Source organism: Pseudoalteromonas sp. ABV4_021 (assembly GCF_056159365.1).
The window spans coordinates 1,653,714-1,677,777 of record NZ_JBSWVB010000001.1; the positions used below are offsets into that span (position 1 = coordinate 1,653,714).

Below are 24,064 nucleotides of genomic sequence, written 5' to 3' on the forward strand. Positions count from 1 at the left end.
GACCCAATGGGTCGTTTTTCTACCGAACATTGGGTCTTTTATCTTATTAAACCACTTTTAACATAAATCGTAATTGGTTGCTATATATCATATTTTTTTGCTGCTACATTTTTTATGAATTTTAAAAACGACCCATTGGGTCGTTTTCTTGAATATAGAAGAAATCATGCAACACTGTATAAATAAACAGTGTAAATTGAATAGGATGATGAAAACACGCTCTCCGTTTTTAAACTATATTGCTGAATTTATGTTAACTCGCCAATATTCAATCAGAACTGTCGATACTTATCTAAAATGGATTGCTTCCTTTATACATTTCCATAATAAACGCCACCCTGCATCAATGGGAGATAACGAAGTAATCGAATATCTAGATTATATTGTACTCAAAGGAAATGTATCTCCGCGAACACAAGCAACTGCACTAAATTCATTAGCTTTTCTCTACAAACATATTATTGGAAATGAGTTGTCTTGCAATCTTTCGTTTGTGCGTAGTAAAAGGCAAGCAAAGCTTCCTATTGTCATGACGCCAGACGAAATAAGGCGTTTAATGGCTTGCCTTAAAAAACGTTACTATTTAATTGCTGGGTTAATGTACGGCAGTGGTTTACGTGTTATGGAAGCGGTGCAATTGAGAGTTCAAGACATTGATTTCGACTATAAATGTGTTCGTATATGGAACGGTAAAGGAACAAAGCATCGAGTCGTCACCTTGCTGTTGAGCTGATACCCATGCTAACAAATCAAATCATACAAGTTGATGAATATCTAAAGATTGATTTGCAAAATGCACAATACGCAGGAGTCTGGATGTCTAATGCTCTTGCTAGAAAATATCCAAACGCAAATAAATCATTGCTTTGGCAATATCTTTTTCCTTCTCATAAACTAAGCGCTGATCTTGAAACAGGCGAAATACGCGGTCACCACTTCCATCAAACAGGTGTTAGAAAGGCCATCAAAAGTGCAGCACAAGCCGCAAACCTGAATAAACCGATTACTCCACATACACTCAGGCACTCCTTCGCGACTCACCTACTGCAAAGTGGTGCAGATATTCGTACTGTTCAAGCACAATTAGGTCATAGCGATGTTAAAACTACGCAAATTTATACGCATGTTTTGCAACAAGGAGCGAACGGAGTAATTAGTCCCTTGTCGCATTTGTAAACGTTTAATTTTATAACATCTAACCAAAAAACCAGTAGCACACACCAATGGCAGTTAGAATACCGGCAAAATCAGCAGCTAAGCCACAACCCACCGCATGGCGGGTATGTTTTATGCCAACTGCACCAAAATACACAGCTAAAACATAAAAAGTAGTTTCGGTAGAACCTTGAATAGTAGAAGCTAAACGCCCTGCAAATGAGTCTGCACCATGGGTATTCATGGTTTCTAACATCATTGCCCGTGCGCCAGAGCCTGAGAGTGGTTTCATAAAAGCGGTTGGCATGGCATCAACAAATTGTGTATCACCGCCAAGGGTAATAACCAAGCTACGCAGCCAGTCCAATACATAATCAAGCGCCCCACTCGCTCTAAACACCCCAATGGCACATAACATGGCTAATAAATATGGAATTAACGAAACGGATAACTCGAACCCTTGTTTGGCACCAGTAATAAAGCTGTCGTACACGTCAATTTTTTTAATGCTTGCCCAACATAAGCACAGAATAATAAAGGCGAATATTAAAAAGTTACTGAAAATCGCCGAATGGGTTTGCATCAGTTCTGTACTCAAGTTCATAAAATACAAAATGAGTGCCATAACAATGGCGACTAACCCACCAAGGTATAACAGCACAACAGTATTAAACAGTTTAATTCGCTGAATAGCGCAGGTAACCAATAAACCAACAAAGGTTGAAGCAAAAGTTGCCAATAAAATGGGAATAAACACATCGGTTGGGCTAGCAGCGCCTTGCTGCGCGCGATAAACAAATACCGCAATTGGAAATAAGGTTACTGAGCTGGTGTTTAATACTAAAAACAGAATTTGCGCATTGGTTGCGGTATCGGGTGTTTTGTTAAGAGATTGCAGATCATGCATGGCTTTAATGCCCATTGGCGTTGCGGCGTTATCAAGGCCAAGTAAATTAGCGCTTAAATTCATGGTAATTGAACCAAACGCCGGATGGCCTTTTGGTACGCCAGGCATTAAGCGGGTAAAGAGTGGCGATAAGCCTTTGGCAAGTACATCAACCATGCCGCCGCGCTCGGCAATTTTCATTACCCCTAACCAAAAGCACAGCGCACCAATTAGGCCTATAGCAATTTCAACGGATACTTTGGCCATACTAAATACGGCTTGTACCAACCTTTCAAATACTAAGCCGTCACCGCCTATCCAAGTAGCCAATGCAGACACAAACGCGATAATGAAAAATGAAAGCCAAATTTTATTAAGCATAATCAGATTATTATTATTTTCAATGCTGCTTAGTGTGCCACATTTCCTGTATTATTGTCGCAATTACCCTTACATGGCAGATAAAAAGTGCATTCTAATATTTATATTCCACAAACGTTTATTGACGATGTTGAAAGCTATATTCCAAATCACCTCTCGATAGATGATTATCTTGCCTCATGTAAGAAGCCACTTAGAACCGCCGTTCGCGTAAATACAAAAAAAATGTCAGTCGCCAGTTTTAAACAGTACGCACAACAAAACAACTGGCAAATTACTCAAGTGCCATGGTGTGAAAATGGCTTTTGGCTAGAACGCCCTTTTAACCAACAATCACTTTCACTGGGTAATACCGATATTCACTTATCTGGTTGTATTTATGTGCAAGAAGCAAGCTCTATGATGCCTGTTACCGCCCTGTTAGATGGTAACGACTTAAGTGACTGCTGTGTACTTGATATGGCAGCAGCTCCCGGCAGTAAATCAACTCAAATTGCTGAGGCCCTTTCAAGCGAAGGTGTATTAATTTCCAATGAGTATTCGAGTTCGCGTATTAAGTCGTTAAGTGCCAATATGCAGCGTTTAGGTATTAGCAACTGCGCCCTTTCGCATTTTGACGCCAGTATTTTTGGTCAGTATATGGAACAGAGCTTTGACCATATTCTGCTTGATGCACCATGCTCAGGCGAAGGTACTATTCGTAAAGACGAGAATGCATTAAAAAATTGGTCTATTGAATCTAATATTGAAATTGCTGATGTACAAAAGCGCCTAATAGAAAGTGCATTTTACGCCTTAAAAACAGGTGGTACGCTAGTGTATTCAACCTGCACCTTAACGCCACTTGAAAACCAAGCGGTATGCCAATATTTACTCACCACATTTTCCGACCATATTGAGGTAGTGCCACTAAATCACCTATTTGAAAATGCGAAAGACTCGGCAACCGAAGAAGGTTATTTACATATTTGGCCACAAATTTACGATACCGAAGGTTTTTTTGTCGCTAAGTTTGTTAAAAAGTCCCATGTACCTCAGCCTGAGCCTAAAGTTAAAAAAGGCGCTTTTCCATTTACTGCTGCCGATAAAAAAACAACCGAGCAATTTAACCAAATAATCAAAAAGCAATTTGGTATGAAACCGCTTGCAGGCGAGCTTTGGCAACGCGAGCAAGAGCTGTGGTTGTTCCCTAGCAATATAGACTCGGTAATAGACAAAATTAAATACAGTCGCATTGGAATTTTGCTTGGTAAGGTGCATAAAAATGGCATTCGATTACACCATGAATTTGCAACTTGCTTTGGCGCTGAAGGCCTTAAAAACACCCATAAACTGTCAGTTTCAGAGGCTTGTGACTACTTTCAAGGAAAGGATATTAAATTAGCACAAGTTACTAGCGCGAAAGACGAGGTATTACTTTTATTAAACGATACCTGCATTGGCTTAGGAAAATGGCAAAAGAATAAAATCAAAAATGGGTTGCCACGTGAGTTAGTTCGGGATAGTCGGTTGATAACTTGGGAATAACTCAATGAAAACTTGTTAATAATTTTTTAAACAATTTATAACCAACTGTTTTTATTGAGTTTATTTTTTGAGCAAAAATTTCCTTTTTTTGATTAATTTAACTACAATTATTAATACTTTTTCACTTCTCCCTATGAAATGATCAAGTTTGTAAGTTAGCGCACGGCTCATTAAATGAGCCATTCCCCTAAGCCCAGGACAATGTGGATTGGTCCTGGGCGATTTTTATTGGGCGTTTGTAAAAGCGCAACAAACTTGGCTTAAGCCCCGTATTTTGCAACTTTTCAGCGGTATTGAAGGTTAAAATCGGGGCTTAATTTAACTTTTTTCTTTTAGATCGAATTCTGTAATGTTTCCATCACCATGTAATAGCTGGTAGTGCGTCAGCCGTTCGTTGTTGTCTAAACACACCAAACTGATTGCCGAATCACTCACTAAATGCTTTGCTGATTGCTTATGACGGTGTTTATGCACCTTCATTTGCCAACGTTTAGTAAAGAAATTAAGCGGGCTACTTGGATGGTACAAAATGCTATCTAAAGTGTTTAATTTGCTGAGCAAAGATTTAGGAAATTCATTTTTAATGCCACTGGCGGTAAGTTGCCAAATACGGTTATCACGATTCGAAAAACGGCTTTGCACCGAAAAACAAAACGAATAATGCACATCACCTGACAAAATAAGCGTTTCGATTGGTGTGTCTGCGCGTTTGAATATTTGCATTAATTTTCGCGCCGCCCCTTCATGGGCCATCCAGTTTTCTACATCAACTAATAATGGCTGACCACAAAAGTTAAAAATCGCTTGGATCGCTTCAATTGATTTAACACCAAATACCGGCGCAGGTGAGATTAAAATAACCTCTTCAAGCCCCGTCATATTATCGTCAAGCTCTACCAATTGTTCCCAATCTAATAAACCTGACGGTTCGTTGAAATCGGTTTCGTTACGCCAGCGGTGTGTTCGAGTATCAAGCGCAATAATTTTGGGATGAGTATCAAGGGTGTAATGCCACCTATCAAATGCCAATATTTGACTATCAAATTGCTTTAAATGACGATACTGCGTAGTGATTTGCTCATCTAATGCATTTAACAGCGCCTTGGTATATTCGCCGCCATCGTTACCTACACCTTGGAACACTAAATAACTGATTAAGCCGTTAGCAATAATGCGTTTGCTTATTGGGTTTGAATAAACTGCCTGCTCCCACCCCGCCGTTAAATTCCAATCATCGGTGACATCGTGATCGTCAAACATGGTGATATGGGAAATATTGGCAAATAGCTTTTCAACTTCCGGCAATCCATCAACAAAGTCGATTAAGTTTTGTTTTTCTTGTAAAAAGGTATTGGTCTGTTTTTGATTATTTGATTCAAACGTTAAATCATCTAGCCCAACTAACTGCCAACACGCTTCACTAGTTGTTAATAAATAAAGTGCAAAAAACTCTTCAAGATGTACCAAGTGGTTATGCGATTTTAAACTAGTAAAGTGTTCTAAATCTTGGCGCAGCCAATAGCCAAATTCAAGTTTAGAGCGCTCATGCCATTTGGTTATCGGTAAAATAGTGTCGCGCGTATAAAGCGTATGTTTAGCGTCAGCCTGAAGTTCGTCAATCAGGTTAGGTTCTTTAAACAGCTTTAGCTGGTGGATTAAATGTTCAATCGCCAATACCATGGGGCCCGCAACATCATCTGCGTATATCTGATCGCCCGACATCACCAGTAAACTTGGCTCTGGTTCACTATTTTTGCGTTTACTTGCCAAGAAATGGCTTGCGGTTATAAGCGCGTCTTTTGATTCATGATGTGGATTACGACAAGAGCCATGCAAAATACTGCTAAGTTGTTTAGCAATAACAAAGCTGCACGATGATTGACCATCAAGATAAAACGCCGACAAATCAATGGGCGCATTGTTGTGCTCTAATTGATACGAAATTAGCGTATCAACCACAAACCCCGTAGTCGATGTGCTATTTAGAAAGTAAAAGTGGCAAAAACAGTGTTCGCCAAGCGCTAAAATTTGTTGGGTTTGTTCAAATTCGCCAAGCGCCGGGGCATTCACTTTAAACGGCGCTTGCTGAGAACTTACAATAAATAACGTGACCTGTCTCGGTTCTGCTCGCCGGATCATAGGTCCTGTTAACAGAATAGGCAGTGTCACGCAGTTATCCTGTTTACTTAGCTAGTTTAAAGAGGTCGTAAAAGTTATCTGTGGTTGCCTTTGCAAGCTCTTTAAACGATAACTTTTTAAGATCCGCAATAAAGTAGGCAACATCTTCAACATAAGCAGGTTGATTAGTTTTACCACGATGCGGTACTGGCGCTAAATAAGGCGAGTCTGTTTCAATTAACAAACGGTCAAGCGGAATTTTTTCTACCACTTCACGAAGCGCTGCGGCATTTCTAAAGGTTACAATGCCCGAAATAGAAATATAAAACCCTAAATCTAGCGCTTGCTTTGCCATTTCCCAATCTTCAGTAAAGCAATGCAATACGCCACCGCAGTTTTGTGCATTGTGAGCGCGCATAATATCAAGGGTATCTTGCTTTGCATCGCGGGTATGAATAATTAACGGCTTGTTTAATTCATTGGCAACATCAATATGCCCGGCAAATGAATCTTGTTGTACTTGGTGGGTGTCTTTACTGTAGTAGTAATCAAGACCAGTTTCACCAATCGCCACTACTTTATCGTGCGTTGCGAGCTCAACTAAACGTGCTTTATCAAGTACGTCTTTTTGGTCTAGCGGATGTACACCACAACTAACTGACACATCGGGATACGCTTTAACCTTTTCCAACATACTTGGAAATTGATCTAAAGTTACCGACACACATAAAAAGTGCTCTACACTTTTAGCGCGGGCGTTTTCTAATACTTGGTCAAGAGAAAGACCAAGCTCATCAAAATTAAGTCTGTCTAAATGACAGTGAGAATCTACAATCACAAAAAGTCCATAAACTACATGGTATAAGTGGGATCGCTAGAGTTTAACATACCGCCTAGCATTTTTTCGATTTTATCGCGCACTTGGCTCTTATCATCGATAAAGCTCACACCAACACCCGGTGGATTTGAGTTTTGGCTACCTTGTGGTGTGATCCACACGACTTCACCGGTAATAACATCTTCTTCAAGTGCATCTGGCAAGCTAATGCGCAATGCTAATGGTTGAGACATTTCAAATTGCATATTGGTGCGTACAAATAAGCCACCTGTTTTTAAATAAGGCATGTAGCTCTTGTACAATTCACGTGTATCTTCAAAATCGACTAGTAATTCTTGCAAAATAATGTCCTATTTATAAATAACTTAATTGTTTTAACAGTTGGTTTAACTGCAACGATAAATTAAGTCCTTTAACTTCTTTAAACTTATGCGCAAAACTGAGCAATGCTTGATTTTTTTCTTGATAGTGTTTTACATCAAGCGTATTACTGAGTAGCTCAGTTTGCAATTTCTGTGCGCAAAATTGCGCAAATATATCTATATAATCAGTGTTTTGGTTAAAAAGTTCAAGCAATTGCTTGTGACATGATTGTAACGTTTGCTGCTGAGATAACTGATACAAAGATTCAACGGCACTTAGTTGCCCGTCTTCTTGCCATTGCTTTAAACATAACGGTCTATGTAAAAATGCATTAACCCAAGGTTGAGTCGCATCAATGCTTAAATCACCAATAAATTGTTTTGCTTGATTGGCGTCTACCGTTAACGTAATTTTGAAGCAACGGCTTAAAATTGTTGCTGGTAGTGGCGTATTGGGATCACTTAGCAGTACCAAATAGCGATTAGCGTTGGGCTCTTCTAAGGTTTTTAACAATGCATTACTTGCTGATAAGGTTAAGGATTGGGCATCTTTTACAATAACCACTTTATTACCTTGAAAGCTTGCTGTACTGACAAAAAAGTCGCTGATCGCACGCACTTGTTCAACGCTAATGCTGTCTTTTTCAGCACTGACCAACATAAAGTCTGGGTTTGTTTGGCCTTTATTTAAGGTACATGCTTTACAAACCCCACATGCCTGAGTGCCGTTAGACATACACAATAAATCTAACGTCAGCTGATATGCCAAATCGAAACTACCCACGCCCTCTTTTCCAAGTAGCAACAGGCCGTGATGCAGCTGCCCCGTGGCGCCTAATTGCTGAAGCTGTTGGTAATTATGTTGAAGCCAGCTTGGGATCACGCATTCGCTCCATCAATAAACTGCTTAAGTGCTTTTTCAATGTGCGTGTGAACAGTTTCCATTGGTAAGCTGGCATCAATGGTAACAATTGAACTATCGTTTTTTGCGGCATTTAAATACACTTCGCGAGTGCGTTCAAAAAAGCTTAATTGTTCAAGTTCAATACGGTCTAACTCACCACGATTCGCAGCGCGTGCTAATCCAATCTTTGGATCGATATCAAGGTATAAGGTTAAATCAGGCTTAAGCTCGCCCAACACAATATCCGCCAAGGCTTCAAGTTTGTGTCTATCGATTTCACGGCCACCACCTTGGTATGCTTGCGATGATAAATCATGTCTGTCGCCTAATACCCAGTCGCCGCGATTAAGCGCAGGGTTGATAACATTTTCAACCAATTGCGAGCGTGCTGCGTACATTAACAGTAATTCAGTTGCATCACTTACTTTTTCTTCGTGCGTTGCTTTCACTAAACTGCGCAGCGATTCGGCAAGTGGTGTACCACCGGGTTCTCGGGTATTAACAAATTTAACCTGCGCGTCATTTAATACGCGCTGACACACTGCAATTGCAGACGATTTACCAGCCCCTTCTAGGCCTTCAATAACAACAAATTTACCGTTCATTTTTTTAAAATATATTTCCTAACTGCTGCATTATGCTCAGCTAATGTTTTAGAGAAATGGTGTTTACCATCTCCTGATGCAACAAAATAATAAAAATCAGAGTATCGTGGATTTAAAGTCGCGTAAATAGCCTGCTCTGATGGCATAGCAATGGGTGTTGGCGGCAATCCATTAATACGATACGTATTATAATCGGTGTGACGTTTTAAATGCTCTTTTTTGATATCACCTTGATATTCATCCCCTAACCCATAAATTACTGTTGGGTCGGTTTGTAAGCGCATGCCCTTATGAAGGCGATTTACAAATACCGAGGCAATTAAATCACGCTCTGCATTGTGACCTGATTCTTTCTCAATAATCGATGCAAGAATAAGTGCATCGTATTTTGATTTAAGTGGTACTGAGGTATCGCGGGTTTGCCATGCGATATCTAAGGTATTAGCCATTTTTTCATAAGCGCGGTTTAAAATATCTAACTGGCTATCGCCAGCAGAATAATGATACGTATCTGGGTAGAACCACCCTTCAGGATTAGTTTGATTAATGCCCCACATGCTGAGTGTTGTTCGCAACGATTGCTCTGACACCAATTCTAAATACGGCGCATCTTTAAAACTGGCTAACACCTGTTTAAAGGTTGAGCCTTCGACAATAGTAAACGCAAATTGATGATCGCGCCCTTTATTCATCTTTGAAATTAACGATAGTAAAGGCTGCGACTCAATTAAGTACATGCCTTGTTTCAATTCCACTAACTGAGGGTTTATTTTGGCGTATACCTTGAGCCAAAAGCAGTCGTTTATCCAACCATTAGCTTTGAATGTGCGGCACATTGCGTTTACGCCCGTGCCTGCCTTTACTTGATAAAGTGTTGGTTCAGAGATGCTAATTTGTGTTGCTTGTAATTGCTTAAGCTGAATACCCACAAAGGCAACCACCGCAATTAAGGTCGTAAATAAAAACGCAAACGCTCGTATCATAATGCCTGCTCGTTTAAAAATTGAAGTGCGTTTTCAAGGCTGTAGTAATGTGTATCAAGACGTGTAATTGGTACGATCCCCATTAAGCTATTACAACAAAATAAATTATCTGCACTGTAGCAGTCGCTTGAAGACACAGTATCAAATTTAATGTCAATATGCTTTGCTAGATGCGCTAAATAAACGCCAAACACACCCGATTTGTCGAGTTTTGGTGTAATTAACTTGCCATTTTTTAACAGCACAATATTAGCAACTGTAGTTTCAATGACCTCATGATTACAGTTAAGCAAAAGCCCCTCGCTAACACCTTTTTGTTGTAATTCTTGCTTTGCTAACACCTGCTCCAAACGGTTGAGGGTTTTTAACCCTGCGAGTAAGGGGTTGACTGCCAATTGCGTTGATAAGGTATCGAGGGCGATGCCTTGTTGTTTGAGCGTTAAATAATTCTCAGGAAAATCAGAAGTGTAAATATAAACCTGCGGCGCTTGTACGGTAGGCAGTTGATAACCCCGGCCACCTTGACCACGACTGACAATGACTTTGATAACAGCCAGAGAATGGCCGCTTGCAAGCGCATTTATTTGGTTTTCAATTACTGATAAATCAACATTATTAAAATACAAACGCGCCACACAGCGCTCTAGCCGTGCTAAATGCTGTTCTAACAAACACGGTTTGCCATTTTCTACTTTAATGGTAGTGAAAAAGCCATCGCCATATTGCAATGCTCGGTCGTTAGAGGCGACAGTTTGAGTTTGGCTATTTTTTATTATTGTTATGTCCATACACACAAAAAAGCCTAGGAAATCCTAGGCTTTTATTCGCAATTCGATTTCTGCTAACGATTATATCTTCTTAAATAATAAAGAGCCATTAGTTCCACCGAAGCCAAATGAATTACACAGCGCGTAATCCAATTTCGCATCGCGCGCAGTGTGCGCAACGTAATCTAAATCACAACCTTCACTTGGATTATCCAGGTTAATTGTTGGTGTTACTTTTTGGTCGCGAAGCGATAAAATCGTTACGATTGATTCAACAGAACCTGCAGCACCAAGTAAATGACCCATCATTGATTTAGTCGAGCTTACTAGCACATCACTTGCTGCAGCGCCATAAATAGACTTAACAGCGTTGGTTTCCGCAATATCACCTGCCGGCGTTGATGTACCGTGTGCGTTGATATAACCCACTTGCTCAGCATTAAGGCCTGCGTCATTTAGTGCGTTTTTCATCGCTAACGCCGCGCCTGCGCCATCTTCTGGTGGAGACGTCATGTGATACGCATCGCCACTCATACCAAAGCCAACAAGCTCAGCATAAATTTTTGCGCCACGCGCTTTTGCGTGTTCGTATTCTTCGAGTACGATTACACCTGCACCGTCTGCAAGTACGAAACCGTCACGGTCTTTATCCCACGGACGCGATGCCGCTTGTGGGTCATCGTTGCGTGTTGAAAGCGCGCGTGCTGAGCTAAAACCGCCCATACCGATTGGTGTTGATGCTTTTTCTGCACCACCTGCAACCATTGCATCTGCATCACCGTAGGCAATCATACGTGCTGCGTGACCAATATTGTGAAGACCTGTTGTACATGCAGTAACTATCGAGATATTTGGACCTTTAAGACCGTGCATAATCGATAAATGACCAGAGATCATATTGATAATGGTTGAAGGCACGTAAAACGGTGATAATTTGCGAGGACCACTGTTAAGTAATTTAACATGGTTTTCTTCGATAAGTGTTAGACCACCAATACCTGAACCTACCGCAACACCAATACGCTCAGCATTTTCTTCGGTAACTTCTAATCCAGAATCTTTAAATGCTTGTACACCAGCAGCAATACCATATTGAATGAATAAATCCATCTTTTTGGTGTCTTTTTTCGCCATGTACAATGTTGGGTCAAAATCTTTTACCAGACCCGCGAATTTAGTACCAAAATCAGACGTATCAAAATGGTCAATTAAACCAATGCCACTTTGACCCGCTAATAAACCTTGCCATGTTGTATCAACATCATTACCTAGAGGGGTTAACATACCTAGGCCAGTAACCACTACTCGACGTTTAGCCACAGTCATCTCCAAAATATATTAGGTGCAGATAATACAAAAGCCCTAATGAGGGCTTTTGAAAAACTAAAGGCAGCTAAAATGCTGCCTTTAATGTCTATGCTTTTATTACTCAGCGTGAGCAGTAACGTAATCGATAGCTGCTTGAACTGTAGTGATCTTCTCAGCTTCTTCGTCTGGGATCTCAGTGTCAAACTCTTCTTCAAGAGCCATTACTAGTTCTACAGTGTCTAGTGAATCAGCGCCTAAATCATCAACAAATGATGCTTCTGCTTTTACTTCTTCTTCTTGAACACCTAGTTGCTCTACGATGATTTTTTGAACACGTTCTTGGATGTTGCTCATTCTTGTTTCCTTAATTAAAAAACGCTTTTGCGTTATTTTTCAGATTGCGGCGTAGTGTACGCTGCAAAATTTTATGATTCAAGATTCATTTCGATTTTTATTATCTGGTCGAACCTCATAAATCTAAAACTAACCTTTTATCGCCTACTTTCACCGCAATTTCAACCCTAAATTTAACAATTTCGCCGAAATTGTGATAGGACCTTGGGTTAGATCATGTACATGCCGCCGTTTACATGCAAAGTTTCGCCTGTTACGTACGCAGCAGCGTCAGATGCTAAATAAGCTACAGCCGCTGCAATTTCGTTCGGCTGGCCTAAACGGTTCGCAGGTACGTTAGCAAGCGTTGCTGCTTTTTGATCATCTGTAAGCTCGTCAGTCATATCCGTTTGAATGAAACCAGGTGCAACTACGTTAACCGTAATGCCACGAGATGCCACTTCGCGCGCCATAGATTTAGAAAAACCAATGACACCCGCTTTTGCTGCTGCATAGTTTGCTTGACCTGCATTACCCATAGTACCAACAACAGAACCAACGTTGATAATACGACCATTTTTCTTTTTCATCATTGGACGTAATACCGCTTTTGATAAACGGAAAATTGACGACAAGTTAGTGTCGATAATGTCATCCCACTCACTGTCTTTCATACGCATAAGTAGGTTGTCACGCGTAATACCGGCATTATTAACAAGTACATCGATATCGCCTAGATCCGCTTTAATCGCTGCAAGTGTTGCTTCAATCGAATCAGCTTCTGTCACATTAAGCGCGTAACCTTTACCGTTTTCACCTAAGTAATCACTGATTTTTGCAGCGCCGCCCTCACTTGTGGCAGTACCCGCAACAGTTGCACCAAGTGATACTAGTGTTTCTGCGATTGATTTACCAATACCACGGCTCGCGCCAGTTACTAGTACAACTTTGCCTTCTAAAGAGAATAAGTTACTCATAAAATGTTCCAATAAAATTATGCGTCTAAAACGCTAGAAAGAGTGTTTAAATCGTTTACAGCAGCGCAAGTTACCGATTTATCAATACGTTTTGCAAGACCCGTTAATACTTTACCTGGACCAAACTCATAGGTTGTGGTTAAGCCATCTTGTGCGAGCTTTTGAACTGTTTCAGTCCAGCGAACAGGGCTGTAAAGTTGACGAACAAGTGCATCTTTGATTGCTTCGCCTGCACTTTCTGTAACCACGTCAACATTATTAATTACTGATATTTCAGGTGTATTAAATGTAATCGCTGTTAAATCAGCCGCTAGTTTGTCAGCAGCAGGTTTCATTAGTGCACAGTGTGACGGTACGCTCACTGCAAGCGGTAACGCGCGTTTTGCACCAGCTTCTTTACATAATTCACCAGCACGCTCTACTGCTGCCTTTTGACCAGCAATCACTACTTGGCCAGGTGAGTTGAAGTTAACAGGTGAAACAACTTCACCTTGTGCTGCGTCTTTACATGCTTTAGCAATTGCATCGTCAGCAAGGCCGATAATTGCGTACATTGCGCCAGTACCTGCAGGTACCGCTTCTTGCATATAAACACCACGCTTTTCAACAAGCTTTACTGCTTCTGAAAGTGAAATAACGCCAGAACAAACTAATGCTGAGTATTCACCTAAGCTGTGACCAGCCATTGCACTTGGCTTTTCGCCACCTGCTTCAATAAAGTGACGATAAATAGCCACACTTGACGTTAATAACGCAGGTTGAGTACGGTGCGTTTCATTTAATGATTCTGCTGGACCATTTAGCACAAGTGCTGCTAAATCGTAACCAAGCGCGTCACTTGCCTCGGCAAAGGTTGCTTTAACAACATCTGATTCTGCAAGTAGTTCAGCCAGCATGCCCACAGTTTGTGAACCTTGGCCTGGAAATAAAATCGCTGTGTTATTTGACATAGTTTCTTCTTCTATAACAAAACAAAACCAGCATTTGCTGGTTATAAAATTCTTTTGGTGGTGAAAGTGCCGCTATTTATTGCACGGTGAACAAAGTGGATCATTTTCCTCATTGTCAAGCGCAAGTTGTTGCCCTTTCAGCGCAGCAAATCGTGCTGCTATTTTCTCAGGAAGTTGCTTTTCAACCTCCCGCACGGCTTCATTTATCGCCGCCAAAAATGCCGGCGATTTTGCATTACCGTGACTTTTAACCACAATACCGCGTAATCCTACCAAACTTGCACCGTTATACTGGTCGGGGTTCATCTTTTTATAGAGTTTTTTTAGTACTGGAAACATTAAAAGTGCTGCGGCGCGGTAAAAAATGCTTTTTTTGAGGGTTTTATTGAGTTTATGAATAATCATTTTGGCAATACCCTCACAGGTTTTTAATGCAATATTGCCAACAAAACCATCACATACAATAACATCGGCCTTGCCTTTAAAAATGTCGGTGCCTTCACAATAACCGATGTAGTTAAGTGCATTTGATTGTTCAAAAAGCTCTGACGCGCGTTTGATATCTTCATGCCCTTTAATATCTTCTGCGCCGATATTGAGTAACCCTACTGTCGGGTTTTCAATGCCTTGTGATTGTTCAGCAACCACACTGCCCATTACGGCAAAATCAAACAGGGTTTCTGGATCTGCAGTAACATTCGCCCCTAAATCCAATAAGTAAACTGGTTTAGGTTTTTCAGTTGGAACCGAACTGATTAATGCGGGTCGGCTAATGCCCGGCAGCATTTTTAAGATGCAATAAGCCATCGCAAACAGTGCACCAGTATTGCCGGCAGACACACATGCTTGTGCTTCTCCTGATTTAACTAAATCAAGGGCTTTTCGCATTGAGGAATCTTTTTTACAGCGTAACGCTGTGGATGGTTTATCGTCGTTATTGACGACTTCGCTACAGTGCTTAATCTGTAATCGAGGGTGTTGCAAAGCGTCGAGCTTTTCAAGCTCTGTGCGAATGAGGGTTTCGTTACCGCATAATATCAGGGTGATATTATCGTGCGAATTTACAGCTTCAATTGCTGCAGGCAACGAAGAACGGGGGCCGTAATCGCCCCCCATTATATCTAACGCTATGGTTAGATTAGACATCAAAATAGCTCTATTAAGAAACTACTTTTTCGCCTTTGTAGTAACCGTCTGCAGTTACGTGGTGACGACGGTGCGTTTCACCTGATACTGGATCAACTGTTAGAGTTGGACCATTGATCGCATCGTGTGAACGACGCATACCACGCTTAGAGCGAGACTTCTTGCTTTTTTGTACAGCCATTGCCTTATCTCCTAAGAATCTTTCTTAAGTTGTTTCAAAATTTCAAATGGATTTGGTTTGTCATCTTCTGCTTCTATTTCACCAAAGCTCAAAGGCTTTTCTGAAAATCTGCAATGAGACTCTTCATGCATCGGTACTATTGGGATGGCTAACATTAATTCATCTTCAACAAGTTGATGTAAATTAATTTCACCTTCCTCATCCATCTCTACTACGTCATAACATGACGGTAGATGCTCAGATGACTTACCTATACCTATTGGCGAATAAGCAAAGTCTAGTTCCAAATCCAACCCTAACTCTTCATTACAGCGCTGACAAATAGTTGTAATGTTGGCGTTGGCATGGCCTTCAACAACACTAATTCCCTGTTCGTCTTTTCTGAAATGAATCTTAACTTCGACCTCACCCTCGTTCCGTACAACTACATCGAGTAATCGAGGAAGTTGCTCGAACAACACAATACCGTCATAAGTGACCTGTTTTTGTGCGGTTCGTATAGGATCAAGCGTGATCGGAATCTTCACCTTTTGCATAGGGGCTGCATCATATAGATTGTTAGACTTAGAGTCAAAATAAAATTCAACTTTCCTTTGCATTTAGCGCAATTGAATCCTATTCTGCGCAAAAAGTAAGTATTCGATGAAAATTATCATGAAAACCCCGTTTATTTTAGCGTCAAGTTCGCCGTTTCGAAAATCAATTTTAGAAAAAATTTTACCGGTATTTGAGAGCTTTTCACCTAATATTGATGAATCGCCAAAAGCTAATGAAAGTGTGATTGAATTGGTTGAGCGATTAGCGCTTGAAAAAGCCAAAACAGCGCTTCAATTTTATCAACAAGGTGTGGTGATTGGTTCTGATCAAGTTGCCGTATTTGAAACGCCTGATAACAAAGTGCAAATACTCGGAAAACCGCATACGCGCGATAACGCAATTAAACAGCTTTCGTTATTTTCAGGTAATAAAGTGCGTTTTATCACCTCGCTTGCCGTGTTTGATATTACAACTAATAACACCTTAGTAACGCACGACACCACCGATGTGTACTTTAAAACCTTGCGCCAAGCCCAAATTGAACAATACATAGATAAAGAACAACCACTGAACTGCGCGGGCAGCTTTAAATCGGAGGGGTTAGGTATTGTGTTGTTTGATAAGATCTTAGGCGAGGATCCCAATTCCCTTGTGGGTCTGCCTTTAATTAAGCTAACCAACCTGCTTGCACAAATTGGTATTGACCCACTGGATTTAAAATAAATCGACGAGCTGTTCGAACTGATCGATGATCGCGACTGGCGCATAAGGCTCTAATTGAGAAACCGGATGTGCGCCAAAGCTAACACCAATAGAGGCTACCTTGGCATTTTGAGCCATTGCCAAGTCCATGCTGGTATCGCCTATCATCACGGCCTTATTAGCAGCTATATTAAGTTCGCTACAAATTTCTAAAATCATTTCTGGTGATGGCTTAGAGGCGCACTCACAAGCGGTACGTGTCGCTTTAAAAAATGAACTTAGCTCGGTTTCGTGCATTAAACGGTCAAGCCCCTTGCGACTTTTGCCCGTCGCTACAGCCAATGTATGACCTTTGTTTTTTAATGCTGTTAAACATTCAAAAACATGGGGAAACAACGTCGATGGCGTATCGTCTTCTGAGACATACACCTCTTTATATGATTGCGCTAACTCAAACGTTGCACTTGGTTCATTAAAAAGCTTCTCAATTGCCACCTCTAAACTAAGACCAATAATTTGACGAATAGCATCATCACTTGGCCTTGTTAACTGGTGACGATCTGCAACAAGCTTTACCGTATTCACAATTTTTGGCACGGTATCCATAATGGTACCGTCCCAATCAAAAATGATAAGTTCTTTCGCTGTCATCTATGCTTCTTCACGTAGTGTTTTGATGCAGTTCTTTAACTGATTATCCAATGGCGCTTCAACTCGCATCGACTCTTCTGTTTTAGGGTGAATAAAGGTTAAGTCATGTGCGTGTAAAAATAGGCGATTTAAGCCTTTTTTCTTCATTTCGCTATCAAATTCAGCAACACCATATTTATCATCGCAGGCAATTGGGTGACCTTTACATTGCGTATGTACACGAATTTGATGCGTTCTACCCGTTACTGGCGATGCTTGCACTAACGTCGCGAATTGGCCAAAACGCTCTAAAACACGAAAACGTGTTTGGCTCGGCTTACCTTCTGCCTCGTCTACACGCACTACTCGCTCACCCGACTGCAAAGTATTTTTACGAAGTGGCTCAGTAACATTCTTAATTTTACTTGCCCAGCTACCTGTAACCAGCGCCCAGTAATTTTTTTCCATGGTTTTTTCACGCAGTTGTTCATGTAACCCACGTAATACCGAACGTTTTTTAGAAACGAGTAAACAGCCTGACGTATCGCGGTCTAGTCGATGCACTAGTTCAAGATTACGTTCATCTGGGCGAATGCTACGCAGTGCTTCGATTAAGCCATAACTTAAGCCACTGCCACCATGAACAGCCATACCAGATGGCTTATTTAGTACCATAAGGTATTTATCTTCAAATAAAATTGCGTCTTCAAGCTTTGCAATTTTATCTAGATTTTTAGGTACAAACTCTTGTTTCTCAGCCACTTTAACTGGCGGAATACGTACCACATCACCCGCTTGAAGCTTATAAACTGGCTTAATGCGTTTTTTATTTACGCGCACTTCGCCTTTACGCAAAATTCGGTAAATTGCACTTTTTGGCACCCCTTTTAAAGCGGTAATTAAAAAGTTATCAATTCGTTGCCCATGGTTGCCTTCATCGATGTCAACAAATCGGACCTGATTTTTTTGCTGTTCTGACATTGCCTAATCACTGATTTGAGTAATAATTTAGTTGCGAAGCGTCCATATTTAATGGGATAATCGCGCTTGAAATTGACCTTTTGTGAGCAAAATTCACGCTCCACGTGTCAATTTGGTGTTTTATTAGCCAAAGCTAACGATGAAACACGCTTTAAGACGCAGATCATACAGGTCTATGACAGCTTTCTAAAGCTTTTAACGATCTTAAAGCGCATGTAGCGGCCCCCTGAACCAATGAGTGTACTAGATTGTAATTCAGAAAAGCCCCATCTAACTCAGCTAATAAACGTATTTTAAAAGATAAAATACGAGATTTACGACCAAACGTCGTTCAGAATAAAATTAAATGAATTTTTGTGCTGGGTAAGAAACAAATACCGAGCACCTGCCTAGAATGGCAATTTAACAGAAAATCGGAGTTATACTCCCCCCAGACAGCCCAGTCGTGAGACTGCACAAACTCGTGGGTGTCTGAACAACACTGGTTGTTAATCTCTTACTACTATTACAGAGTTTAACAATATGAAACGTATGCTGATCAATGCAACGCAACAAGAAGAAATGCGCGTTGCACTGGTTGATGGACAGCGCTTATATGATCTAGATATCGAAAGCCCTGGCCATGAACAAAAAAAAGCAAATATCTATAAGGGTAAAATTACCCGCGTAGAACCATCTCTAGAAGCTGCTTTTGTCGACTACGGCGCTGAGCGTCACGGTTTCCTCCCTCTTAAAGAAATTGCCCGCAGTTACTTCCCAGAAGGTTACACTTTCAACGGCCGCCCAAACATCAAAGATGTTGTAAAAGAAGGCCAAGAAGTAATTGTACAAGTTGATAAAGAAGAGCGCGGCCAAAAAGGTGCAGCACTGACTACCTTTATTAGCGTTGCAGGTAGCTACCTAGTATTAATGCCAAACAACCCACGTGCTGGCGGTATTTCTCGTCGTATCGAAGGTGACGAACGTACAGAGCTAAAAGAAGCGCTATCTCGTTTAGAATTACCAAAAGGCATGGGCTTAATCGTACGTACTGCCGGCGTTGGTAAATCTTTCGAAGAACTTGAATACGATTTACGCGCCCTGCTTGTACATTGGGATGCCATCAAAAAAGCATCAGAAAGCGGCCCGGCACCATTTTTAATCCACCAAGAAAGCAATGTAATTTTCCGCGCTATTCGTGATTATTTACGTCGTGATATTGGCGAGATTTTAATTGATAAGCAGCGCGTATTCGATGAAGCAAAAGCACACATTGAACGTTTTCGCCCAGACTTCATTAACCGTGTAAAACTGTACACAGGTGATGCACCATTGTTTACCCATTATCAGATTGAAAGCCAAATTGAATCTGCATTCCAACGTGAAGTTCGTTTACCGTCAGGTGGTTCAATTGTTATCGACCCAACTGAAGCGCTAACCTCAATTGATATCAACTCGTCTAAAGCAACAAAAGGCGGCGATATTGAAGAAACGGCACTAAACACTAACTTAGAAGCAGCAGATGAAATTGCGCGCCAACTTCGCTTACGTGATTTAGGTGGCCTAGTTGTTATCGATTTCATCGATATGACACCGCCGCGTCACCAACGCGCTGTTGAGAACAAATTAAAAGAAGCAGTAAAACCAGACCGCGCACGCGTACAAATCGGCAAGATTTCACGTTTCGGGTTACTAGAAATGTCACGTCAGCGTCTTCGTCCATCACTGGGTGAAGCAAGCCAAGGTACCTGCCCTCGCTGTAACGGCCAAGGTACTGTGCGCTCAAACGAGTCACTTGCATTGTCGATTCTTCGTCTACTAGAAGAGGAAGCGATTAAAGACAATACGTCACAAGTAAATGCACAAGTACCTGTGCCGGTAGCAACTTACTTACTAAACGAAAAACGCAAGAGCGTGCGCCGTATCGAAAAACGCCACGGCTGTCATGTAGTAATCATTCCAAACCCACATTTGGAAACACCACACTACGAAGTATTGCGTTTAAAGAAAGATGAAACGATTGAAACTGTAAGCTTTGACCAAGTTCAAGCACCTGAAGTAAAAACGGATGCCATTGTTCACGCTGAAAAAGCGGTTAAAGAGCAACCAGTACTACAAGGTGTTGTTGTACCAAGCGAACCAGCGCCAGTTAAAAAAGAAGTAAAAGAAGGCTTATTCACTAAGATCGCTAAGTGGTTTGGTAGCCTATTTGCTTCTGAAGAACCAGAAAAGCCAGTGCAAAAACGTAGTGGTGGTCGTCGTAATAATCAACGTGGTAACGATAATCGTCGTCGCAATCAGCGCAAACCAAATAACCGTAATAAGCAAGCTGCTGGTGAGCAAAAAGAGCAGCGCGATGAAAAACGTAACTCAAAAGAGAACAACAATCGTCGCCGCCGTAACAACCGCTCAAACGCTAACAAGGTTGAGAAAGAACAAAAACCTGTTGAAGCGGAAGCAAATCAACAACAGCCAGTTAAAGTAAAAGAGCGTCGTCAACGTCGCAATATGCGTAAAAAAGTGCGCATTGAGAAAACCAATGAAGCGTTAGAGACAAATACAGAAACGCAAGCGCCAGTTGTTGAAAATGCAGCTCCGGTTGAAAAGAAAAAGCCACAGCGTTCTAAGCCTGTAAAAGCGAAAAAGCCAACAAAAGTGACTGAAGAAGTAGAAAACACTGATCTTGTAGCGGCTTCAGAAACAAACGCAGACGCGCCGGTTGCAGAGCAAAAAACACATGAAGTTGCCGAGCAACAGGTTGTTGCTAACGACGTAGCCAATGAACCTGTTGAGCAAGTTAGCGAGCCAAAAGCTGAACCTGAAAGCGCTGAATCACAAAACGACGACGAAAAAGAGACCCGTACGCGCTCTCGCCGTTCGCCTCGCCATTTACGTGCAGCTGGTCAGCGTCGTAAAAAGCCAAGCGAAACTAAGTCTGATATTGAACTTGAGACAACAGAGTCACCAGGCTTTGTACCAGTTGCTGATCAAGCAATGGCGGAAGTGGAAGTTGACTCAGTCGCAACTCCTCAAGTGCAAGAGACTAAAACCGAAGCTGTTGAAGCACCAATTGTTGAAACAAAGGTAGCAGAAAATGCAGCAGCTGACGTTGCCGTTGAACCAACTAAAGTTGAAAAAGCACCAAAAGTTGAACAAACGCAGCCTGAAGTCAAAGCTGACGTAGTTGAAGAGGCTAACGGTGAAAACCTTGAAGCTGTCGCTCCAGTTTCAGAAGACGTTGTTGTTGAAACGCAACAAGCGGAAACGACGACAGTTGAAACACCAGGTGTTGCAGCGGTTTCTGCTCAAACTGAAACAAACACAGCACCTGCGACAAACGGCGTAGCTTATCGCCATGCAAGTGCGCCAATGACAAAAGCGTCTGGTGGCGCAATGACTGAAGGTTTTGAAATGCCATCAGCAATGCCACATAGTGAACGCCAAGTACCAAGTGCAAGCAGTATGCAACCGGGTAGCATTAACCCAGTTGGTAAAGCAAGCGCACCAATGGCAAAAACAGTTTAATCTTAAGTTGTAACTAAAAGAGCCGCAATATGCGGCTCTTTTTTTGTCTGAAATTTAGTGTATTAACAATTCGTATTTTTTAATTAAGTGAATTAACATAGCCACTTTTCAGCTAGCATTAATTGTAGCAGCTAATATTTGTTCTTGTAGTTTCTATGAATAGGTTTGGACCTCTCCTGACAGGCCGCCATGAGCGAATAGCGGTCATTGAACCCGCCCCCATCAGTATGCAAAATGCAAGACCTGACCCCATTTGCTTCCGTTGTAAATAGCACGAATCAATATGCAGCTTCACTTGCCGCTGATTTAAGTCGCAAGCAATATAATGTTGATATGATGCAGCAGCGCGTTGCGGCTAATCAGGCTTGGGTTATCTGTATTTTGAAAGCCAACAAAATATTTTAGAAAATAACCAAAGAGTGAACTCTAATTGGTCACTTATGAATTTAGGAAAAATATAAGCAATGAAATTATTTAGTTGGATTAGAAGTTACTACATCTATTTTTATTATTATCATGCTATTAAAAGTGAAGGTGAGAAGCCATTTAAACCGAGGGGGTTTATAGCTACAACGTTATTAGTGACGTCATTTAACATGATAACCATATTTCTGATTCTAGGAGCTATTATACCAGTAAATGTCGATTTACTAAGAGCAGAGATAGTCAATGTTCGTGGACCAATAACTCCATTATTTTTAATTTTAATAGGCTTTGGTTCGATAACTACTTACTTCATGTGTTGTTATAAAATAAAATTTGAAGATATAGAACATAGGCTCAGTAATACACCGGGTTTAAGGGAACGTTCGAATTTAAAATTAGTTTCTCTGTTCTTTTTAAGTGTGATGTTAGCCGTCATTACTGGACCCTTGTTTCATTAGTTGAAGTTTCGGCTAGCTTCAAAGGCTAGCCGATACTTTTGGCAATGTAATAGGTTTAGAGTTAGCACGAATGACAGTTGTTGGCACAAAACGGAAGTAACCCTCTGAATTTAAACATGTATCTGACAGTAATGAGCGATCAACGGTCATTAAACTGGAATACAATATTGCTAACTTTGTAATCAATTTATTTACTTAACTCACTGTATCAAATAACCTATTTTTCTTAGTTCAAATGGATTCTTTTGAAGAGTATTTTTAATGGATAAATATTTAGCTGGTTGGCAAAACGAAAATGAACAATGGTTTAAAGCGAGAAAAAAGCAGTGGAAGCTCATCGAGCCAGTTGTTGATTGCTATAGCCCAAGAGATAAAGAAGAGCGTGCAAAACTAAAAGACTTCTTTTTGACGGGAAACCTAGATTTTAATAACACAAATGGATATTTAGCGAAAGATTACAAAGAATCTCGCAATGTTAGTTCGGAGTTTGATTGTGCTTTGGGCGGTATTCACGGAAGAGTATTTCTATTAATGCTATTTAGCCCTATTCAAACTGAAGAGATGTATAGGTATATAATTGAGCAGGTTAAAAAGCGTAAAGAAGAAATATGGCAGAAGGAGTTGAAACAAGCTAGAGAGTGTTACTTAGAATGTGCAGGAAGATATCATTCACCATTCACACCGAGAATCAAAGACGAACTTCCTTTGGCTGGAAGAGAGCTGCTTCTTTTCAAATTTTTACATGGAGAAGCATTACAAAATGATATTCAATATGAGCTAAGTAAAGATAAAAAAAAGTATGTACAAAATATTGCAAATGACTTTCTTGTAAACTCATTTTATCTAGTAATTAGCCCCTACCCGAGTCCAAAACATTATTATAACGGGTATAGCAGTTACTTGCGCTCCATTGCTTCGTATATTGAGACGGCTGAAGTCATTGAAATACATAATCCTGATTTGGCATTAACCGCATCTATATATTGTTTTAGAGATGTATTAGAAAATAAAGAGCAATATTTACCTATTAAAATAAAAGTGGCAGAAGACTTCACTGAATTTGTTGAAACTATTGATGATTACTTGCCTGAACGAGTGACTACCATCTTTGCTAAAGCCCATAAAGACTGGAATAGCGGTCAAGGGAAGGAAGAATGGCAAAAATTGAAACAGCTAGTATGGGCAGATTGGAGTAGTCAAAAATGGGTTAATAAAAGGGACTTTGATAAATTTGGAAAGCCTAAAAATGGGGATTTGCAGTAGTAAAACTATTAAAAGTTCTTTGCATTCGAATGGGATTAAATTCTTCGAACAACATCCGACCGCTTTTGGCACAAAGCGGAAATAACCCTCTGAATTTCATTATGTATCTGACAGTAATGAGCGAACAACGGTCATTCAAAAT

General features: G+C 40.8%; 22 protein-coding genes and 1 pseudogene. 6 read left to right on the plus strand and 17 right to left on the minus strand.

Annotated elements, in window-relative coordinates; translation table 11 throughout:
- The first annotated feature begins 208 nt into the window (after positions 1 to 208).
- Positions 209 to 1,176 (plus strand): annotated as a pseudogene (locus tag ACXAFE_RS07790) (integron integrase).
- Between the two features lie 19 nt (positions 1,177 to 1,195).
- Here the strand turns inward: ACXAFE_RS07790 and ACXAFE_RS07795 are convergent.
- On the minus strand, positions 1,196 to 2,422 hold the full coding sequence (locus ACXAFE_RS07795) for a nucleoside recognition domain-containing protein (RefSeq protein WP_475150991.1): 1,227 nt from the start codon (positions 2,420 to 2,422) through the stop codon (positions 1,196 to 1,198).
- A gap of 87 nt (positions 2,423 to 2,509) precedes the next feature.
- On the opposite strand from ACXAFE_RS07795, the gene rsmF reads away from it, so the two are divergent.
- Positions 2,510 to 3,949 (plus strand): 16S rRNA (cytosine(1407)-C(5))-methyltransferase RsmF, encoded by a 1,440-nt coding sequence (rsmF, locus tag ACXAFE_RS07800; protein WP_475150994.1) that lies wholly within the window; start codon positions 2,510 to 2,512, stop codon positions 3,947 to 3,949.
- Between the two features lie 318 nt (positions 3,950 to 4,267).
- On the opposite strand, the gene ACXAFE_RS07805 is transcribed toward rsmF, so the two are convergent.
- From ACXAFE_RS07805 to yceD, 14 genes are all read right to left on the minus strand, one after another.
- On the minus strand, positions 4,268 to 6,088 hold the full coding sequence (locus ACXAFE_RS07805; protein ID WP_475153595.1) for a metallophosphoesterase family protein: 1,821 nt from the start codon (positions 6,086 to 6,088) through the stop codon (positions 4,268 to 4,270).
- A gap of 43 nt (positions 6,089 to 6,131) precedes the next feature.
- The gene (locus tag ACXAFE_RS07810) at positions 6,132 to 6,905 is read right to left on the minus strand and encodes a TatD family hydrolase (protein WP_010559964.1); all 774 of its coding nucleotides are present in this window, start codon (positions 6,903 to 6,905) and stop codon (positions 6,132 to 6,134) included.
- A 14-nt stretch (positions 6,906 to 6,919) separates the two neighbouring features.
- A complete protein-coding gene (locus ACXAFE_RS07815) occupies positions 6,920 to 7,246 on the minus strand; it encodes a PilZ domain-containing protein (protein ID WP_010559963.1) in 327 nt (108 codons plus the stop codon).
- A 13-nt stretch (positions 7,247 to 7,259) separates the two neighbouring features.
- The gene (locus ACXAFE_RS07820) at positions 7,260 to 8,150 is read right to left on the minus strand and encodes a hypothetical protein (protein ID WP_475151000.1); all 891 of its coding nucleotides are present in this window, start codon (positions 8,148 to 8,150) and stop codon (positions 7,260 to 7,262) included.
- Entirely contained in the window at positions 8,147 to 8,776 is a 630-nt protein-coding gene (tmk, locus tag ACXAFE_RS07825) for a dTMP kinase (protein WP_475151002.1), read from the minus strand. Before tmk ends, ACXAFE_RS07820 begins: the two co-directional genes overlap by 4 nt.
- A complete protein-coding gene (gene mltG, locus ACXAFE_RS07830; RefSeq protein WP_475151005.1) occupies positions 8,773 to 9,759 on the minus strand; it encodes an endolytic transglycosylase MltG in 987 nt (328 codons plus the stop codon). The genes tmk and mltG overlap by 4 nt, the downstream gene beginning before the upstream one ends.
- The gene (gene pabC, locus ACXAFE_RS07835) at positions 9,756 to 10,547 is read right to left on the minus strand and encodes an aminodeoxychorismate lyase (protein WP_475151006.1); all 792 of its coding nucleotides are present in this window, start codon (positions 10,545 to 10,547) and stop codon (positions 9,756 to 9,758) included. Before pabC ends, mltG begins: the two co-directional genes overlap by 4 nt.
- Positions 10,548 to 10,607: 60 nt before the next feature.
- Complete coding sequence (gene fabF / locus ACXAFE_RS07840) at positions 10,608 to 11,846, minus strand: beta-ketoacyl-ACP synthase II (RefSeq protein ID WP_475151008.1); 1,239 nt, start codon at positions 11,844 to 11,846, stop codon at positions 10,608 to 10,610.
- 105 nt (positions 11,847 to 11,951) lie between these two features.
- Positions 11,952 to 12,188: an acyl carrier protein gene (acpP, locus tag ACXAFE_RS07845; RefSeq protein ID WP_010559957.1), complete on the minus strand. Its 237-nt coding sequence runs from the start codon at positions 12,186 to 12,188 to the stop codon at positions 11,952 to 11,954.
- Between the two features lie 209 nt (positions 12,189 to 12,397).
- Positions 12,398 to 13,144, minus strand: coding sequence for a 3-oxoacyl-ACP reductase FabG (gene fabG / locus ACXAFE_RS07850; RefSeq protein WP_475151012.1), 747 nt, complete (start codon positions 13,142 to 13,144; stop codon positions 12,398 to 12,400).
- Positions 13,145 to 13,161: 17 nt separating this feature from the next.
- Complete coding sequence (fabD, locus tag ACXAFE_RS07855; RefSeq protein WP_475151014.1) at positions 13,162 to 14,094, minus strand: ACP S-malonyltransferase; 933 nt, start codon at positions 14,092 to 14,094, stop codon at positions 13,162 to 13,164.
- Between the two features lie 72 nt (positions 14,095 to 14,166).
- The gene (plsX, locus tag ACXAFE_RS07860; protein WP_051320891.1) at positions 14,167 to 15,243 is read right to left on the minus strand and encodes a phosphate acyltransferase PlsX; all 1,077 of its coding nucleotides are present in this window, start codon (positions 15,241 to 15,243) and stop codon (positions 14,167 to 14,169) included.
- Between the two features lie 10 nt (positions 15,244 to 15,253).
- A complete protein-coding gene (gene rpmF / locus ACXAFE_RS07865) occupies positions 15,254 to 15,421 on the minus strand; it encodes a 50S ribosomal protein L32 (protein WP_010559953.1) in 168 nt (55 codons plus the stop codon).
- Positions 15,422 to 15,432: 11 nt separating this feature from the next.
- Complete coding sequence (gene yceD, locus ACXAFE_RS07870; RefSeq protein ID WP_040641640.1) at positions 15,433 to 15,957, minus strand: 23S rRNA accumulation protein YceD; 525 nt, start codon at positions 15,955 to 15,957, stop codon at positions 15,433 to 15,435.
- A 118-nt stretch (positions 15,958 to 16,075) separates the two neighbouring features.
- On the opposite strand from yceD, the gene ACXAFE_RS07875 reads away from it, so the two are divergent.
- Positions 16,076 to 16,681, plus strand: coding sequence for a Maf family protein (locus tag ACXAFE_RS07875; protein ID WP_475153596.1), 606 nt, complete (start codon positions 16,076 to 16,078; stop codon positions 16,679 to 16,681).
- Here the strand turns inward: ACXAFE_RS07875 and ACXAFE_RS07880 are convergent.
- Together ACXAFE_RS07880 and rluC are read right to left on the minus strand one after the other, a co-directional pair.
- The gene (locus ACXAFE_RS07880) at positions 16,673 to 17,311 is read right to left on the minus strand and encodes an HAD-IIIA family hydrolase (protein ID WP_475151018.1); all 639 of its coding nucleotides are present in this window, start codon (positions 17,309 to 17,311) and stop codon (positions 16,673 to 16,675) included. The two genes, ACXAFE_RS07875 and ACXAFE_RS07880, sit on opposite strands and share 9 nt — an antisense overlap.
- The gene (rluC, locus tag ACXAFE_RS07885; protein ID WP_054981046.1) at positions 17,312 to 18,271 is read right to left on the minus strand and encodes a 23S rRNA pseudouridine(955/2504/2580) synthase RluC; all 960 of its coding nucleotides are present in this window, start codon (positions 18,269 to 18,271) and stop codon (positions 17,312 to 17,314) included. It abuts the gene before it with no gap.
- 522 nt (positions 18,272 to 18,793) lie between these two features.
- Between rluC and rne the strand changes: the two genes are divergently transcribed.
- The 3 genes from rne to ACXAFE_RS07900 all read left to right on the plus strand — a co-directional run bounded on the left by rne (position 18,794) and on the right by ACXAFE_RS07900 (position 23,922).
- Positions 18,794 to 21,775, plus strand: coding sequence for a ribonuclease E (gene rne, locus ACXAFE_RS07890; RefSeq protein WP_475151021.1), 2,982 nt, complete (start codon positions 18,794 to 18,796; stop codon positions 21,773 to 21,775).
- Between the two features lie 234 nt (positions 21,776 to 22,009).
- On the plus strand, positions 22,010 to 22,180 hold the full coding sequence (locus ACXAFE_RS07895) for a hypothetical protein (RefSeq protein ID WP_475151024.1): 171 nt from the start codon (positions 22,010 to 22,012) through the stop codon (positions 22,178 to 22,180).
- 740 nt (positions 22,181 to 22,920) lie between these two features.
- Positions 22,921 to 23,922, plus strand: coding sequence for a hypothetical protein (locus tag ACXAFE_RS07900; RefSeq protein WP_475151029.1), 1,002 nt, complete (start codon positions 22,921 to 22,923; stop codon positions 23,920 to 23,922).
- The last annotated feature ends 142 nt before the right edge of the window (positions 23,923 to 24,064 follow it).